General features: G+C 75.2%; 16 protein-coding genes. 8 read left to right on the forward strand and 8 right to left on the reverse strand.

What is annotated here, in order from left to right; all coding sequences use genetic code 11:
• Window positions 1-100 precede the first annotated feature (100 nt).
• Window positions 101-1,915 (reverse strand): phosphoenolpyruvate carboxykinase (GTP), encoded by a 1,815-nt coding sequence (locus ACI79V_RS21945; protein ID WP_456878092.1) that lies wholly within the window; start codon window positions 1,913-1,915, stop codon window positions 101-103.
• Window positions 1,916-2,136: 221 nt separating this feature from the next.
• Here ACI79V_RS21945 and ACI79V_RS21950 point away from each other — a divergent pair, with 221 nt between their 5' ends.
• The gene (locus tag ACI79V_RS21950) at window positions 2,137-3,321 is read left to right on the forward strand and encodes an NADH:flavin oxidoreductase/NADH oxidase (protein ID WP_456892717.1); all 1,185 of its coding nucleotides are present in this window, start codon (window positions 2,137-2,139) and stop codon (window positions 3,319-3,321) included.
• A complete protein-coding gene (locus tag ACI79V_RS21955; RefSeq protein ID WP_456892719.1) occupies window positions 3,318-3,743 on the forward strand; it encodes a hypothetical protein in 426 nt (141 codons plus the stop codon). The genes ACI79V_RS21950 and ACI79V_RS21955 overlap by 4 nt, the downstream gene beginning before the upstream one ends.
• Here ACI79V_RS21955 and ACI79V_RS21960 read toward each other — a convergent pair.
• Together ACI79V_RS21960 and ACI79V_RS21965 are read right to left on the reverse strand one after the other, a co-directional pair.
• On the reverse strand, window positions 3,719-4,246 hold the full coding sequence (locus ACI79V_RS21960; RefSeq protein WP_456892721.1) for an SRPBCC domain-containing protein: 528 nt from the start codon (window positions 4,244-4,246) through the stop codon (window positions 3,719-3,721). The two genes, ACI79V_RS21955 and ACI79V_RS21960, sit on opposite strands and share 25 nt — an antisense overlap.
• Window positions 4,243-4,584 carry an ArsR/SmtB family transcription factor gene (locus ACI79V_RS21965; protein WP_456892723.1) on the reverse strand — a complete coding sequence of 114 codons (342 nt, stop codon included), beginning with the start codon at window positions 4,582-4,584 and terminating at the stop codon, window positions 4,243-4,245. The genes ACI79V_RS21960 and ACI79V_RS21965 overlap by 4 nt, the downstream gene beginning before the upstream one ends.
• 73 nt (window positions 4,585-4,657) lie before the next feature.
• On the opposite strand from ACI79V_RS21965, the gene ACI79V_RS21970 reads away from it, so the two are divergent.
• Together ACI79V_RS21970 and ACI79V_RS21975 are read left to right on the forward strand one after the other, a co-directional pair.
• Complete coding sequence (locus ACI79V_RS21970) at window positions 4,658-4,891, forward strand: hypothetical protein (RefSeq protein WP_456892725.1); 234 nt, start codon at window positions 4,658-4,660, stop codon at window positions 4,889-4,891.
• A gap of 75 nt (window positions 4,892-4,966) precedes the next feature.
• The gene (locus ACI79V_RS21975; RefSeq protein ID WP_456878098.1) at window positions 4,967-5,209 is read left to right on the forward strand and encodes an acyl carrier protein; all 243 of its coding nucleotides are present in this window, start codon (window positions 4,967-4,969) and stop codon (window positions 5,207-5,209) included.
• Between the two features lie 55 nt (window positions 5,210-5,264).
• Here ACI79V_RS21975 and ACI79V_RS21980 read toward each other — a convergent pair whose 3' ends face one another.
• The 3 genes from ACI79V_RS21980 to ACI79V_RS21990 form a co-directional block, all read right to left on the reverse strand.
• Window positions 5,265-5,957: a DsbA family oxidoreductase gene (locus tag ACI79V_RS21980; RefSeq protein WP_456892727.1), complete on the reverse strand. Its 693-nt coding sequence runs from the start codon at window positions 5,955-5,957 to the stop codon at window positions 5,265-5,267.
• Window positions 5,958-5,985: 28 nt separating this feature from the next.
• Entirely contained in the window at window positions 5,986-6,987 is a 1,002-nt protein-coding gene (locus ACI79V_RS21985) for a cation diffusion facilitator family transporter (protein ID WP_456892729.1), read from the reverse strand.
• 94 nt (window positions 6,988-7,081) lie between these two features.
• Window positions 7,082-7,462 carry an FKBP-type peptidyl-prolyl cis-trans isomerase gene (locus ACI79V_RS21990; protein WP_456892731.1) on the reverse strand — a complete coding sequence of 127 codons (381 nt, stop codon included), beginning with the start codon at window positions 7,460-7,462 and terminating at the stop codon, window positions 7,082-7,084.
• 125 nt (window positions 7,463-7,587) lie between these two features.
• On the opposite strand from ACI79V_RS21990, the gene ACI79V_RS21995 reads away from it, so the two are divergent.
• Window positions 7,588-9,315, forward strand: coding sequence for a glycoside hydrolase family 13 protein (locus tag ACI79V_RS21995; protein WP_456892733.1), 1,728 nt, complete (start codon window positions 7,588-7,590; stop codon window positions 9,313-9,315).
• Here ACI79V_RS21995 and ACI79V_RS22000 read toward each other — a convergent pair.
• Window positions 9,260-10,585: an MFS transporter gene (locus tag ACI79V_RS22000; RefSeq protein WP_456892735.1), complete on the reverse strand. Its 1,326-nt coding sequence runs from the start codon at window positions 10,583-10,585 to the stop codon at window positions 9,260-9,262. The two genes, ACI79V_RS21995 and ACI79V_RS22000, sit on opposite strands and share 56 nt — an antisense overlap.
• A gap of 126 nt (window positions 10,586-10,711) precedes the next feature.
• Between ACI79V_RS22000 and ACI79V_RS22005 the strand changes: the two genes are divergently transcribed.
• Window positions 10,712-11,953 carry an MFS transporter gene (locus ACI79V_RS22005; protein ID WP_456892737.1) on the forward strand — a complete coding sequence of 414 codons (1,242 nt, stop codon included), beginning with the start codon at window positions 10,712-10,714 and terminating at the stop codon, window positions 11,951-11,953.
• A 70-nt stretch (window positions 11,954-12,023) separates the two neighbouring features.
• Here the strand turns inward: ACI79V_RS22005 and ACI79V_RS22010 are convergent, their stop codons facing one another.
• The gene (locus tag ACI79V_RS22010) at window positions 12,024-12,509 is read right to left on the reverse strand and encodes a hypothetical protein (RefSeq protein ID WP_456892739.1); all 486 of its coding nucleotides are present in this window, start codon (window positions 12,507-12,509) and stop codon (window positions 12,024-12,026) included.
• 211 nt (window positions 12,510-12,720) lie between these two features.
• Between ACI79V_RS22010 and ACI79V_RS22015 the strand changes: the two genes are divergently transcribed.
• Together ACI79V_RS22015 and ACI79V_RS22020 are read left to right on the forward strand one after the other, a co-directional pair.
• Window positions 12,721-13,521: a DeoR/GlpR family DNA-binding transcription regulator gene (locus tag ACI79V_RS22015; protein ID WP_456892740.1), complete on the forward strand. Its 801-nt coding sequence runs from the start codon at window positions 12,721-12,723 to the stop codon at window positions 13,519-13,521.
• Entirely contained in the window at window positions 13,518-13,889 is a 372-nt protein-coding gene (locus ACI79V_RS22020; RefSeq protein WP_456892742.1) for a DUF4406 domain-containing protein, read from the forward strand. The genes ACI79V_RS22015 and ACI79V_RS22020 overlap by 4 nt, the downstream gene beginning before the upstream one ends.
• Window position 13,890 lies beyond the last annotated feature (1 nt).

Raw genomic sequence — 13,890 nt, forward strand, 5'->3', positions numbered from 1 at the left:
GCGAACGAACACGGCCCCCCCCCAGTACGAGAGTTTCGGACGGGGGGCCCGGGGGCGCGGGGGCGGGCCCACGCGCCGGGAGTCGGGGCGGGGCCTCCCGCTAGGCGAGCCGGCTCTCGAGGATGGCGAGCTCGTCCCACATGGTGCTGGGGAGCTTGTCCCCGAACTTCTCGAACCACTCGGTGATCTGCGGGACCTCCGCGCGCCACTCGTCCCGGTCGACGGCGAGCGCCTTGCGCACCCGGTCCTCGGTCAGGTCCAGCCCGGAGACGTCGAGGGAGTCCGGCGTCGGGACGTGGCCGACCGGGGTCTCCTCGGCGGCGGCGGTGCCCTCAATGCGCTCGACGACCCACTTGAGGACCCGGCTGTTCTCGCCGAAGCCCGGCCACAGGAAGCCGCCGTCCTCGTCGCGGCGGAACCAGTTCACGTAGAAGATCCGCGGCAGCTTGGTGGCGTCGTGGGCCTTGCCGGTCTCGACCCAGTGCCGGAAGTAGTCGCCGGCGTTGTAGCCGATGAACGGCAGCATGGCGAACGGGTCGCGGCGCACGACCCCGACCGCGCCGGTGGCCGCCGCCGTCGTCTCCGACGACAGCGTGGCGCCCATGAAGACGCCGTGGTTCCAGTCACGCGCCTCGGTGACCAGCGGGATCGTGGTCTTGCGGCGGCCGCCGAAGAGGATGGCCGAGATCGGCACGCCCCGCGGGTCCTCGTACTCCGGGGCGAGGATCGGGCACTGGGTGATCGGCGTGCAGAACCGCGAGTTCGGATGCGAGGAGGGCTCGTCGGAGTCCGGCGTCCAGTCCTGCTTCTTCCAGCTGGTCAGGTGGGCCGGGGGCTCCTCGGTCATGCCCTCCCACCAGACGTCGCCGTCGTCGGTGAGCGCGACGTTGGTGAACACCGAGTTGCCCCGGTCGATGGTGCGCATCGCGTTGGGGTTGGTGTCCCAGCCGGTGCCGGGCGCGACGCCGAACAGGCCGTACTCGGGGTTGAGCGCGTAGAGCCGGCCGTCCTCGCCGAACCGCATCCAGGCGATGTCGTCGCCGAGGGTCTCGACCTGCCAGCCGGGGATGGTCGGCTCGAGCATCGCCAGGTTGGTCTTGCCGCAGGCGCTCGGGAAGGCGGCCGCGATGTAGTACGTGCGCTGCTGGGGGCTGGTCAGCTTCAGGATGAGCATGTGCTCGGCGAGCCAGCCCTCGTCACGGGCCATCGCCGAGGCGATCCGCAGCGAGTAGCACTTCTTGCCCAGCAGGGCGTTGCCGCCGTAGCCCGAGCCGTAGGACCAGATGGCCCGCTCCTCGGGGAAGTGCACGATGTACTTGGTCTGGCTGCAGGGCCAGGGCACGTCCTCCTGGCCCGGCTCCAGCGGCGCGCCGAGGGAGTGCATGGCCGGCACGAACGGCCGGTCGGTGCCCATCGCCTCGAGGATCCGGCTGCCGATCCGGGCCATCACCCGCATGGAGACGACGACGTACTCGGAGTCGGTGAGCTCGACGCCGAACATGGGGTTCTCGGCCTCGACCGGGCCCATGCAGAACGGGATGACGTACATCGTGCGGCCACGCATCGAGCCCCGGTAGAGCTCGGTCATGATCGCCTTCATCTCGTCGGGGGCCATCCAGTTGTTGGTCGGCCCCGCGTCGGCCTCGTCGACCGAGCAGATGAACGTGCGGTCCTCGACGCGCGCGACGTCGCTGGGGTCGGAGGCGCACCAGAAGGAGTTGGGCTTGCGCTCCAGCCGGGTGAAGGTGCCGGCGTCGACCAGCCGCTGGGTCAGCCGCTCCCACTCCTCGTCACTGCCGTCGACCCACACGACCCGGTCCGGGGTGGTCAGCTCCGCCATCTCCTGCACCCAGGCCAGCAGCCGGGCGTGGGTAGTGGGGGCGTTCTCGAGACCGGGGGTGGCCACGGAAGTCACGGCGTCTCCATCCTGTGGGGCGCACGCCGGGTGCGGGGACACCGGCGCCGGTGCGAGCTGCGTCCCGGGGCGGCGGTGCGGGTCCGGCCGTCCGGGTCGGGTCAGCGTACAAGCGGTGATAGCTCTTCGTAATGGTGAGAGGTGTTACGTCTAGGACGTCTACCCCGGGGTCGGGCGGTGACCGGGAACACCGCAGGTGAGCGCGGTGTTGGCGCCGTGACGTGACCAGTCTCACGAGCGGCTCTGCGCCGTCCCCGGCCCTCCTCACGCCCCTGACCCTGCGCGGCGTGACCCTCCCGAACCGGCTCGTCGTCGCCCCGATGTGCCAGTACTCGGTGACCGACGGGCTGGTCGGCGACTACCACCTCGTGCACCTCGGCCGGTTCGCGCTCGGCGGCTTCGGCGCCGTCCTCGTCGAGGCGACGGCGGTGACGCCCGCGGGGCGGATCAGCCACGGTGACGTGGGCCTGTGGTCCGACGCGCACGTGCCGGGCCTGGCCCGGGTCGCCGCCTTCCTGCGCGCCTCCGGAGCCGTCGCGGGCATCCAGCTGGCCCACGCCGGCGCCAAGGCCAGCAGCCGGCGCCCGTGGGAGGGCGACGGCCCGCTGACGGCGGCCGACGCCCGGCCGGGCGAGGAACCATGGCCGACCGTCTCGGCCAGCCCCGTGCCCGCCGGTCCCGGCCGGCCGGTGCCGCACGAGCTCACCGTCGGGGAGCTGGCGGAGGTGCGCGAGGCGTTCGTCGCGGCCACCCGCCGGTCGCTCGCGGCCGGGTTCGACGTCATCGAGGTGCACGCCGCGCACGGCTACCTGCTGCACCAGTTCCTCTCCCCGCTGTCCAACCGGCGCACCGACGACTACGGCGGCTCGCGCGAGGCCCGGTGGCGCTTCCCGCTGGAGGTGGTCGAGGCGGTCCGCGCCGCCTGGCCCGCGGACCGGCCCCTGTTCGTGCGGGTCTCGGCCGTCGACGGCACCGCGGACGGGATCACGCTCGAGGACACCGTCGCCTTCGCCCGGGAGCTGCGGGCCCGCGGCGTCGACGTCGTCGACGTCTCCGGCGGTGGCCTGGGCGGCTGGGAGCACCCGCTCGGCTACGGCTACCAGGTGCCCTTCGCCGCCGGCGTCCGCGAGGGAGCCGCCGTCCCCACGATGGCCGTGGGGCTGATCGTCGACGCGCGGCAGGCCGAGGCCGTCGTCGCCGGGGGCCTGGCCGACCTGGTGGCCGTCGGACGGGAGGCGCAGGAGGACCCCAACTTCGCCGTCCACGCCGCGCGCGACCTCACCGGCGCCTACGACGCCTACCCGGTGCAGGCGAGCGAGCGGCTGGACCGGCGCAACGCCTTCCTCGGCCGGCTGGGCCCGTGGACCGGCCCGGCACCGGTGCAGGTCCCCGAGCGGGCCCGGTGACGGGTCGCCGGCGGGCGCTGCTCGCGACGTCCGCCGTCCAGCTGGGGGCGGGCCTGGCCGGCACGGTCCTGTCGCTGCGCCGCCGGCACCCGTTCTCCACACCCGTGCTCGCCGGCTCCCCGGCGACGGTCGGCCGCGACGCCTGGTGGGCCGGGACGGCGCTCGGCCCGCCGGCCTGGACCCTGGCGGTCCACGCGCGGGCGCTGGCCCGACTGGCCGCGCGCGACGACCTGCGCGCCCGCCGGGTGCTGGCCGCCACCGGCGCCGCCCTCGTGCCCGGCTACCTGGCCGAGCGGCTCGTGCGCCGGCGGCTGACCCCGGCCGGCGCCGACCCGGTCGAGACCGGGGTGGTCGCCGTCGGGCTCGCCGCGGCCGCCGCGATGGCCGTGCTCGGCGTTCAGCCCTCCGGGGTGCGGCCGTAGTCGGGGCCGGTGCGGGCCAGGAAGGTGTCCCAGTCGCCGGGCGCCGGGCGGCCACCGGCCTCGGCGTCGAACTTGTCGAGGTACCAGTGCCAGCCGAGGGCGAAGTCGGTGACGTCGGCGCCGGCGGCGAAGACCTGCACGAAGTGCAGCGTGGTGCGGCCGCTCTCGACGACGAGGGCCAGCTCCACCCGCCAGTCGGCCTGGTCGACCCACTCGACGACCAGCCGGCGCGGCGGGTCGCAGTCGGCGATCCGCACCGGCTCGCCGACCGGCTCGGCCTCGTGCGTCATCGTCAGCGTCCCGCGGCCGCCGGGGCTCCGCTCGCCCTCGTAGGTGCCGAACCAGCGGGCCAGCCGGTCGGGCTCGGTGAGCGCCGCCCAGACGGCGTCGGGACCGTCGGACCAGGAGCGGCGGAACTCCAGCCGGAGACGCCCGTCGGGGAGCTCGGTGACCGCGCCGCGGCGGCCGGTCGGCGGGTCGGCGGGGGTCTGGAGGTCGGTCACGGGGCGTCTCCGTCCGTCGGGGGGTGGGCCCGGGCCCGGCGGCCGCGGGCGATCTCGGTGTCGAGGGCGTCCAACCGCTGGGCCCAGAGGTCGCGGTAGGACCCCAGCCAGTCGTCGAGCTCCCGCAGCGGGCGCGGGTCCAGCGCGTAGAGCCGCCGGCGTCCCTCGACCCGGCTGCTCACCAGCCCGGCCTCGCGCAGCACGCGCAGGTGGCGGCTGATCGCCGGGCGGCTGACCGCGAACCGGCCGGCCAGCTCCCCGGCGGGCAGCTCGCCGTCCCGGAGCAACGCGAGCAGCCGCCGCCGGGTCGGGTCCGCGAGGGCCGCGAGCGCCTCCACGACTGATGTGTAACACAGGAGTTACGCATCAGGCCAGGGATTGCCGTCCTCGACCGGAGGGCAGGGAGGTCGCATGAGCGTCACCGACCCCGACGTCCCGGACCCGATGAACGACCCCCGGACGACCCAGGCCGACCCCGGCACCTACGGCCAGGGCGCCGACCTCGCCTCGGCCGGGGACGACCCGGTGTCGGCCGGGCAGGACGAGCCGGCCGCCGACGACCCGGAGACGACGGCCGGCCGCACCCTGGCCGACGACGCCGGCGGGGGCGACGTCGCGGGAGGCGCGTTCTCCAACGCGCCGTGACGGACCGGCTCGTTTCGGCCGGGAGGAGCGGGGAACCCGTCCGGACGCCCATCCCCCGACGACGAGGAGGACACCATGGCCACCGGTGAGACCGGATTCGAGGACGTCACCTTCGACCTGATCTCCGTGCAGTACCACTCGCTGAAGGCCGGGCACGACTACGGCCAGTACGTCCGGGACGCCGAGAACGCGGGCCTCGACGACATCGCCGCGTTCTTCCGCGAGGTCATGGAGCAGGACTCGGCGCGCGCCCGGCGCTGCCACGAGCTGCTCCGCAAGATCTCCGGCACCGAGCAGGGCGGCCCGGCCACCCAGTGAGACAGCGGAGGCCCACCCCCCGCGCGGGGGCAGGGCCTCCGTCGCGTCCGACGCGTCAGACGGCGCAGCTGTCGCCCTCGCAGCCCTCGGCGGCGGGGACGGTGGTCAGCGGGTGGGCGTCGGCCCAGGCCCGCTCGAGCAGCTGCAGCAGCAGGTCGGCCGGCTGCGCGCCGGCGGCGCCGTAACGGCGGTCGACGACGAAGAACGGGACGCCGGTGGCCCCCAGCGCCTGCGCGGTGCGGGCGTCCTCGAGCACGGCGGGCCGGTACCGGTGGTCGGCCAGCGCGGCGCGGACCTCGGCCTCGTCGAGCCCCGTCTCGACGGCCAGCGCGGCCAGCGAGTCGACGTCGAAGACCGGGCGGGCCTGCTCGAAGTAGGCGTGCAGCAGCCGCTCCTTCACCTCGCCCTGCCGGCCCCGCTCGGCGGCCAGGTGCAGCAGCTCGTGGGCCAGCAGCGTGTTGCCGCCGACGCCCTCCTCCAGGCGGTAGTGCAGCCCCTCACCGGCGGCGGTCTCCTCGACGTGGCGCATCATCGCCCGCATCTCCTCGACCGGGCGGCCGTACTTGGCGGCCAGCGCCGGGAGGGTCGCGTGGGTCTCGCCCTCGGGGACCGACGGGTCGAGCTGGAAGGAGGGCCACACCACCTCGACCTGGTCGCGGTGCGGGAACCGCTCGAGCGCGGCCTCCAGCCGGCGCTTGCCGATGTAGCACCACGGACAGACGACGTCGGACCAGACCTCGATGCGCACGGCCGGCTCAACCGCGGGCCGGGCGGGGTCATTCCGGACGGTCCGCCTCCGCACGGGCGCGGCCGTCGCCGGGCGTGGGGTCGAGGAAGACGAACCGCACCCCGCCGTGCCGCGCGACGAGGCGCCGCTCGGCCTCGTCGGAGGCCCGCTCGACGTCGGCGACGGTCGCGGTGTCGGCGAAGTCGACCTTGGCCATGACGGCCAGCCGGCCCGGCCCGATGACCGTGGTCAGGAAGACCGGGACGTCGTCGACCTGCGGCAGTCCGAGGAGCTCCTCGCGGAGCTCGTCCTGCAGCCGGCGCGGGATCGACTGGCCGATGAGCAGGGAGACGTTGGCCCGGGCCAGCGAGCCGGCGACCAGCAGCAGGAGGACGCCGATGAGGATCGCCGCGACGCCGTCCCAGACCGGGTCGCCGGTCACCCGCTCGAGGACGAGCCCCAGCGCGGCGAGCACCAGGCCGACCAGCGCGGCGCTGTCCTCGAAGGTCACGGCCTTGACCGTGGTGTCGGTGGTCGCGGCCAGGTAGCGCCGCGGCGTCGTCCCCCACCGGCGCGCCGCGCCGCGCACCTGGCGGACGGCCTTGAGCCAGGAGGCGCCCTCGAGCACGAACGACACCGCCAGGACGACGTACGCCACCAGCGGGGAGCCCTGCTCCTCGCCCTCGACGATGGTCTCGACGCCCTGGTAGAGGGAGAAGCCGGCGCCGAGGGTGAACGTGGCCAGGCAGGCGAGCAGCGCCCAGAAGTAGGTCTCCCGGCCGTAGCCGACCGGGTGGCGGGGGTCGGGCGGCTTGTCACCGCGCTTGAGCGCGACGAACAGCAGCACCTCGGTGACCGTGTCGGCCATCGAGTGTGCCGCCTCGGACAGCATGGCCGAGGAGTGGCTGATCAGGCCGCCGACCAGCTTGGCGACGGCGATGCCCAGGTTGGCCAGGCCCGCGACGACGACGGTGCCGGTGGACTCCCCGCCCGGGTCGCCCTCGGCGGCCGAGGCCAGGGCGTGGTCACGGGTGGGGACCGGCTCGCTCATGCCCGCGTCGGTGCCCCCCGGTTGCCCCGTGCAACCACCACGCGTCCTCGTGCTCTGCCCCCGGTCCGGGGCAGAGCACGAGGAGTGACGGGGACTAGCGGATGCCGACGAGGTCGACGACGAAGACGAGCGTCGCGCCGGGCTTGATCACGCCGCCCGCGCCGCGGTCGCCGTAGGCCTTGTGCGGCGGGATGGTCAGCCGCCGGCGGCCGCCCACGCGCATGCCCTGGATGCCCTCGTCCCAGCCCTGGATGACCATGCCGACGCCGAGGCGGAACTCCAGCGGGTCGCCGCGGTCCCAGGAGGCGTCGAACTGCTCGCCGCCAGCGTGGGTGACGCCGACGTAGTGCGCGCTGACGAGGTCGCCGGCCTTGGCCTCGGGGCCGTCACCCACCACGAGGTCCTCGGCCACCATGTCGTCGGGCGCGGGCCCGGTCGGCGGCTCGACGTCGGGGCGGCTCAGGGGCTGGGCCATCGGTTCTCCTCGGGTCGGTGCCGGGATGGTCCCGACGATCCGGTCCATCCAAACAGCGGTGTCCGCCGCCCGCCCCGCCGGGCCGACCGGGTGCGGCGCCGCGGCGGCCGTGCTGGGGTGGTCGGGTGGATCCCGACCAGCCGCCGTGGTGGACGCGCGCCGTCGTGTACCAGGTCTACCCCCGCTCCTTCCAGGACTCCGACGGCGACGGCATCGGCGACCTCGGCGGGGTGCTGCAGCGGGTCGACCACCTGGCCGACCTCGGCGTCGACGTCGTCTGGCTGTCCCCGGTCTACCCCTCGCCGCAGGCCGACAACGGCTACGACATCAGCGACTACCAGGACGTGGACCCGGTGTTCGGCACGCTGGCCCAGCTCGACGAGCTGGTCGCCGCGCTGCACGGGCGCGGGATGAAGCTGCTCATGGACCTGGTGGTCAACCACACCAGCGACGAGCACCCCTGGTTCGTCGAGAGCCGCTCGTCGCCGGACTCGCCCAAGCGGGACTGGTACTGGTGGCGGCCGCCGCGGGAGGGGATGGCGGCCGGGCAGCCGGGCGCCGAGCCGACGAACTGGCACGGCTTCTTCTCCGGCTCCACGTGGGAGCTCGACGAGGCCAGCGGCGAGTACTACCTGCACCTGTTCGACCGCAAGCAGCCCGACCTCAACTGGGAGAACCCCGAGGTCCGGCAGGCGGTCTACGCGATGATGCGGTGGTGGCTCGACCGCGGGGTCGACGGGTTCCGCATGGACGTCATCAACCTGGTCAGCAAGGACGTCGGCCCCGACGGCCGGCTGCACGACGGCCCGCCGCTGCCGGGACTGCCCTACGGCGACGCGACGCCGTCGGTGGTGTGCGGGCCGCGCATCCACGAGTTCCTGCAGGAGATGCACCGCGAGGTGTTCACCGGCCGCCGCGAGCAGCTGCTCCTGGTCGGTGAGACACCCGGCGCGACGGTCGAGGACGCGCTGCTGTTCACCGACCCGGCGCGCGAGGAGCTGGACATGGTCTTCCAGTTCGAGCACGTCGGACTGGACTTCGAGGGCTCGAAGTTCTCCCCGCGGCCGCTGCGGATGCGCGACCTCAAGGCCTCGCTCGGCCGCTGGCAGACCGGCCTGGCCGACGTCGGGTGGAACTCCCTCTACTGGGACAACCACGACCAGCCGCGCGCGGTCTCCCGCTTCGGCGACGACTCGCCCGGGGCCCGCCGGGACTCCGCCACCTGCCTGGCCACGCTGCTGCACCTGCACCGGGGGACGCCCTACGTCTACCAGGGCGAGGAGTTCGGGATGGCCAACGCCCCGTTCGCCACGATCGAGGACTTCCGCGACGTCGAGTCGCTCAACCACTTCGCGCAGGCCGTCGCGCACGGGGAGGACCCGGACGCCGTGCTCGCCGCGCTGCGCCGGATGAGCCGCGACAACGCGCGCACGCCGGTGCAGTGGGACGACTCCCCGAACGCCGGGTTCACCACCGGCACGCCCTGGCTGCCGGTCAACCCCGACCACGTCGAGTGGAACGCCGCGGCGCAGCGGGACGACCCGGCGTCGGTGCTGGCCCACCACCGGGCCTTGATCGCGCTCCGGCACGAGGACCCGGTCGTGGCGCTGGGCGACTTCACCATACTGCTGCCCGAGCACGACCAGGTGTATGCGTTCACCCGCTGCCTCGACGGGGAGACGCTGCTGGTCGTCTGCAACCTCGGCGGCGCCCCGCAGCCCCTGGGCGACCTGCTGCCCGAGGCCGTGTCCGCCGGGGTCGTCCTCGGCAACCTGCCCGAGGACGACCCCGCGGTGCTCAGGCCCTGGGAGGCCCGAGTCCTGCGCCTTCCGGCTCGCCGACCGACTCGCTGACCGGCTCGCTGCCCGCCGGTTCCCCGGCGGGCAGGTCGAGCGGGTGGGCCAGCTCGTCGACGTGCAGCCGCCAGGCGAGGACCGCGGCGACGGCGAGCACCGGCGGCACCAGCCCGGCCAGCAGGAAGGTGCCGGTCAGCCCGACCGCCTCGCTGACCGGCCCGGCCAGCGCCATCGACAGCGGCATGAACGCCAGCGAGACGAAGAAGTCGAGGCTGGACACCCGTCCCAGCAGCGCCGGGGGGACCCGCCGCTGCAGCAGCGTGCCCCAGATGACCGTGGCCGACTCGAACGCAGCCCCCAGCACCGTGGCCGCCGCGATCATGACCCACAGCGACGAGGTCCAGCCGAAGACGACCAGCGGCAGGCAGCCCGCGCCCCAGAGCAGGTTCATCACCGTCAGGTAGCGCCGCGGCAGCGGGAACGAGGCGACGACGGCCGACCCGACCGCGCCGCCGATCCCGAACGCGGCCAGCACCAGCGCGTGCTCGGCGGGCCCGCCGCCGGCCTGGTCGCGGACGGCGAAGGGCACCAGCACCTCGAACGGGCCGATCACCACGAGGACCATCAGCGAGGCGAACAGCAGCGTCGCCAGCAGCCACGGCGTGCGGACCATGTAGCCCACGCCCTCGCGGACGTCGGCGAGCAGGCCCGAGCCGATCTCCTCGCGGCGCACCGGCAGCGTGGGGAGCGCCGCCACGCAGACGGCCGCGGCGGCCGAGGTGAGCGCCGTGGCGAGCAGGGCGACCCCCGGGGAGAACGCGCCGACCAGCAGGCCGCCGGCCGCCGGCCCGGCCGCCATCGCCAGCGCGGGACGGACGACGCCCTCGAGACCGTTGGCGGCCAGCAGGTCCGCCGGCGGCACGACACCGGGGACGAGCGCGGAGTAGGCGGGGTAGTACAGCCCGGTGGCCACGCCGCCGGCCAGCGAGGCGGCGGCGAGCGGACCGAGCGCGAGGGTGCCGGTCAGCGAGAGGACGGCGACCAGCCCGACCGCCACCGTCTGCAGCAACGCGACGCCGAGCAGGATCCGCCGCTGCGGCACCCGGTCGGCCAGTGCGCCGCCGAGCAGCGTGCTGGCCAGCATCCCGCCGGCCGACAGCGCGGTGGCCACCGACAGCGCCGCGGGGCCGCCGCCGAGGTCGACGACCTGCCAGACCAGCGCCACGGTCCACAGCCCCTGGGCGAGCAGCGACAGCCCCATCGAGGCGGCCAGCAGCCGGTAGGAGCGGTGCCGCAGGGGCGCGAGTGCGCGCGGCAGGCCGGACATGTCGGTTCCTCCTCGGGGGGCGGCGCACCGTCGGCGCCGTCGGCCCATGCTCGCCGACGACACCGACAGGAGCAGCCGGATTTCCTGAGGAGCGCACGAGCGGTCGGCGGGTAGGGTCCCGGCCCCGTGGGCGGGGTCGTGGAGGCGGTGTTCCCGGCGCGGATGGGGATCCCGTTCCGCTGGCTGGTGGCCTCCTCGTGGGCGGGCAACCTCGGTGACGGGATCGCGCTGGCCGCCGGGCCGCTGCTGGTGGCCGGGCTCACCCAGGACCCGCTGCTGGTCGCGCTGGGTGCCCTGCTGCAGCAGCTCCCGTGGCTGCTGTTCGGCCTGCACGCCGGCGTGCTCGCCGACCGGGTGGACCGGCGCCGGCTGCTCGTCGCGGTCGACTGCACCCGCGCCGTCGTGCTCGCCGTCCTGACCCTCGCACTGGCCACCGGCGACGTCGGTCTGCCCGTCGTCCTGGCCACGCTGTTCGTCCTGGGGACCGCCGAGGTCTTCGCCGACACCACCGGCGGCACGCTGCTGCCGATGGTGGTGCCGCGCGCGGACCTGGGCACCGGCAACGCCCGGCTGATGGCCGGCACGCTGATGATGGACCAGTTCGCCGGCCCCGCCCTGGGCGGCCTGCTGTTCGCCGCCGGCACCGCCTGGCCCTTCCTCACCCAGGCGGTGTGCGTCGCGCTGGGGGCGGTGCTGGTCTCGCGGATGCGGCTGCCGGCGCGGACGCCGGTGGAGCGGCACCCGCCGGTCCACCGGTCGATCGCCGAGGGCCTGCGCTGGACCTGGCACGACCCGGCCGTCCGCACGCTGACGCTGACCATCGTGCTGTTCAACGTCACCTGGGGCGCGGCGTGGTCGGTGCTGGTGCTGTGGGCCGACCAGCGGCTGGGCCTCGGCGCGGCCGGGTACGGCCTGCTCACCACCGTCGGCGCGCTCGGCGGCATGGTCGGGACGGCGTCCTACGGCTGGCTCGAGCGGCACGTCCGGCTGGCCACGCTCATGCGGGTCGGCCTGGCCCTGGAGACGCTGACCCACCTCGTGCTCGCCCTCACCACCACCGTGTGGGTGGCGCTGGTGGTGCTGTTCGTCTTCGGGGTGCACGCCTTCGTCTGGGGGACGACCTCGCGCACGGTGCGGATGCGGGCGGTGCCGATGGAGCTGCAGGGCCGGGTGGGCAGCCTCTACGCGATGGGCGTGTTCGGCGGCATCGTGGCCGGTCAGGGCGTCGGCGGGGTGGTGGCCCGGGTCTGGGGCGTGACCGGGCCGTTCTGGTTCGCCTTCGCGGGGTCGGCGGTGCTGCTGGCCCTGGTCTGGCGGGAACTCGGGCACGTCGCCCACGCCGACGAGGCCGCACTCGCGGCCGGCTGAGGTCCCCGCCGCCCGCTCGTGCTCTGCACACGGCTGTGTGCAGAGCACGAGCGTCCGCGGGACGAGGAGGTCAGGCGGCGGCGAAGACCAGGCGGAAGCCGCCGTCGACCGTCTCGACCTGCCAGAACACGTCCCCGGCGCTCCCGGAGACCGCGGGCTCGCCGAGGCCGGTCTCGGTGCGCTCGGCGCCCGGCGCGGCCGACTCGTAGTGCGCGAGGACCTCCTCGGCGCCGAGGTCCGAGGCGTAGTTGGCGTACTCCTGCCCGCCGTCCGCCGTCCCGCCGGTTTCGCACAGGGTGGCCCCGGCCGGCGGCTCCGGGAAGTCGGCGGGGACGGACTCGACGTCGGCGATGTCGGCGTCCCCGGTGACGGTCAGCGGGAAGGCCGCGGTGCACTCCTCGGGCACGTCGGCGCCCACGGCGTCGCCCGCCGCGGCGGCGGTGTCCTCCCCGGCGGCGGCCACGTCGTCGTCCCCGCTGCAGGCCGAGAGCAGCAGGGCGGTGCCGAGCAGGGCCCCGGCGAGGGCGCGGGGGGCGGTCGGGCGGGTGCGGTACACGGTTCTCCTCGGGCGTCGTCAGGCCCCGTGCGGCTGCCCGGGACCGGCCCGCCGCGCCGCCCAGGAGGGCGGTCCGGCGGCGGGCCGCGCGGGAAGGTAGCCGAGCGAATGCGCCCCGTCACCGGATCCGTGCGCGCCGATCCCGGTCGACGAGCAGGTCGCACTTCACAGGTACTTCACACATCTCACAACGGCCTGATAGGAAGACGGCATGGGCGTCCCGGACCGGCTCGACGTCACCCTGCGGCTGGTGCGCAACGCCGGCCGGGTGCCCCTGGCCGACCTCGCGGCCCGTCTCGGCGTCTCGGAGATGACCGTCCGCCGCGACCTCGACGCGCTGCAGGCCCGGGGGCTGGTCGAGCGGGTGCGCGGTGGCGCGGTCGCCGTCGCCGGACCCGAGAGCGCGGCCGGGTTCGCCGCGCGGGCCGGCTGGCAGGCCGGGCTCAAGGAGCGCATCGGCCGGGCCGCGGCCGCGCTGGTCGAGCCAGGCTCCACCGTGCTGCTCGACGCCGGGACGACGACGGTGCACGTCGCGCGGGCGCTGGCCGCCCGCGCCGCCGCGGGCGAGGGCCCGTTCACCGCCGCCGTCGTGAGCCTGCCGGTGGCCGAGGCGCTCGCCGACCGGCCGGGGGTGCGGCTGCTCGTCGTCGGCGGGGAGTCGCGGCCGGGCGAGCGCAGCCTGTCCGGGCCGCTGACCGCCGCGGTGCTGCGGCAGCTCACCTTCGACCTGTTCGTCATGTCGATCGGGGCCGTGAGCGCGCAGGCCGGCTGGTCGGAGTTCACCCTCGAGGACGCCGCGGTCAAGCAGGTGGGGCTGGCGCAGGCGCGCGCCACCCTCGTCGTTGCCGACGCCGCCAAGCTCGGCGTGCGCGCGTTCGCCTCGGTGGCGCCGCTGGACGCCGTCGGCCGGCTGGTCACCGACGCCAGCGCCCGCGACCCGCAGCTCAGCCCCGCGGCGCAGGACACCCTCGCCGCGCTCGACGACGCCGGCGTGGAGGTCGACTTCTCGTGACGCAGCCCCTGATGATCCTGGTCGCCGGCCCCTACCGCGGGGGCACCGGCGACGACCCGGAGGAGATCGCGGCCAACCACCGCGCCATCCAGCGGGCCTGCCTGGAGCTGTTCCGCGCCGGCCACCTCGCCGTCAACGGGGAGGACCTCGCGCTGCCGCTGGCCGAGCTCGCGGGCTCGACCCGGGTGGGCGACGCCGCCTTCGACGAGGTGTTCCACCCGATGGGCCGGCGGCTGGTCGCCCGCGTCGACGCCGTGCTGCGGCTACCCGGCGCCTCGGCCGGGTCCGACGAGATGGTCGCGCTGGCCCGCGCCCGCGGCGCCGCGGTCTACACCAGCCTCGAGGAGGTGCCGGCGGTGACCCGGTGAC

The sequence above is a fragment of the Geodermatophilus sp. SYSU D00700 genome (genome assembly GCF_054050255.1).

Coding starts and splice junctions, on each gene's coding strand:
- ACI79V_RS21990 (WP_456892731.1), bottom strand. CDS start 7,462: ATGGCCCAGCCCCTGAGCCGCCCCGACGTCGAGCCGCCGACCGGGCCC.
- ACI79V_RS21970 (WP_456892725.1), top strand. CDS start 4,658: ATGAGCGTCACCGACCCCGACGTCCCGGACCCGATGAACGACCCCCGG.
- ACI79V_RS22015 (WP_456892740.1), top strand. CDS start 12,721: ATGGGCGTCCCGGACCGGCTCGACGTCACCCTGCGGCTGGTGCGCAAC.
- ACI79V_RS21975 (WP_456878098.1), top strand. CDS start 4,967: ATGGCCACCGGTGAGACCGGATTCGAGGACGTCACCTTCGACCTGATC.
- ACI79V_RS22000 (WP_456892735.1), bottom strand. CDS start 10,585: ATGTCCGGCCTGCCGCGCGCACTCGCGCCCCTGCGGCACCGCTCCTAC.
- ACI79V_RS21985 (WP_456892729.1), bottom strand. CDS start 6,987: ATGAGCGAGCCGGTCCCCACCCGTGACCACGCCCTGGCCTCGGCCGCC.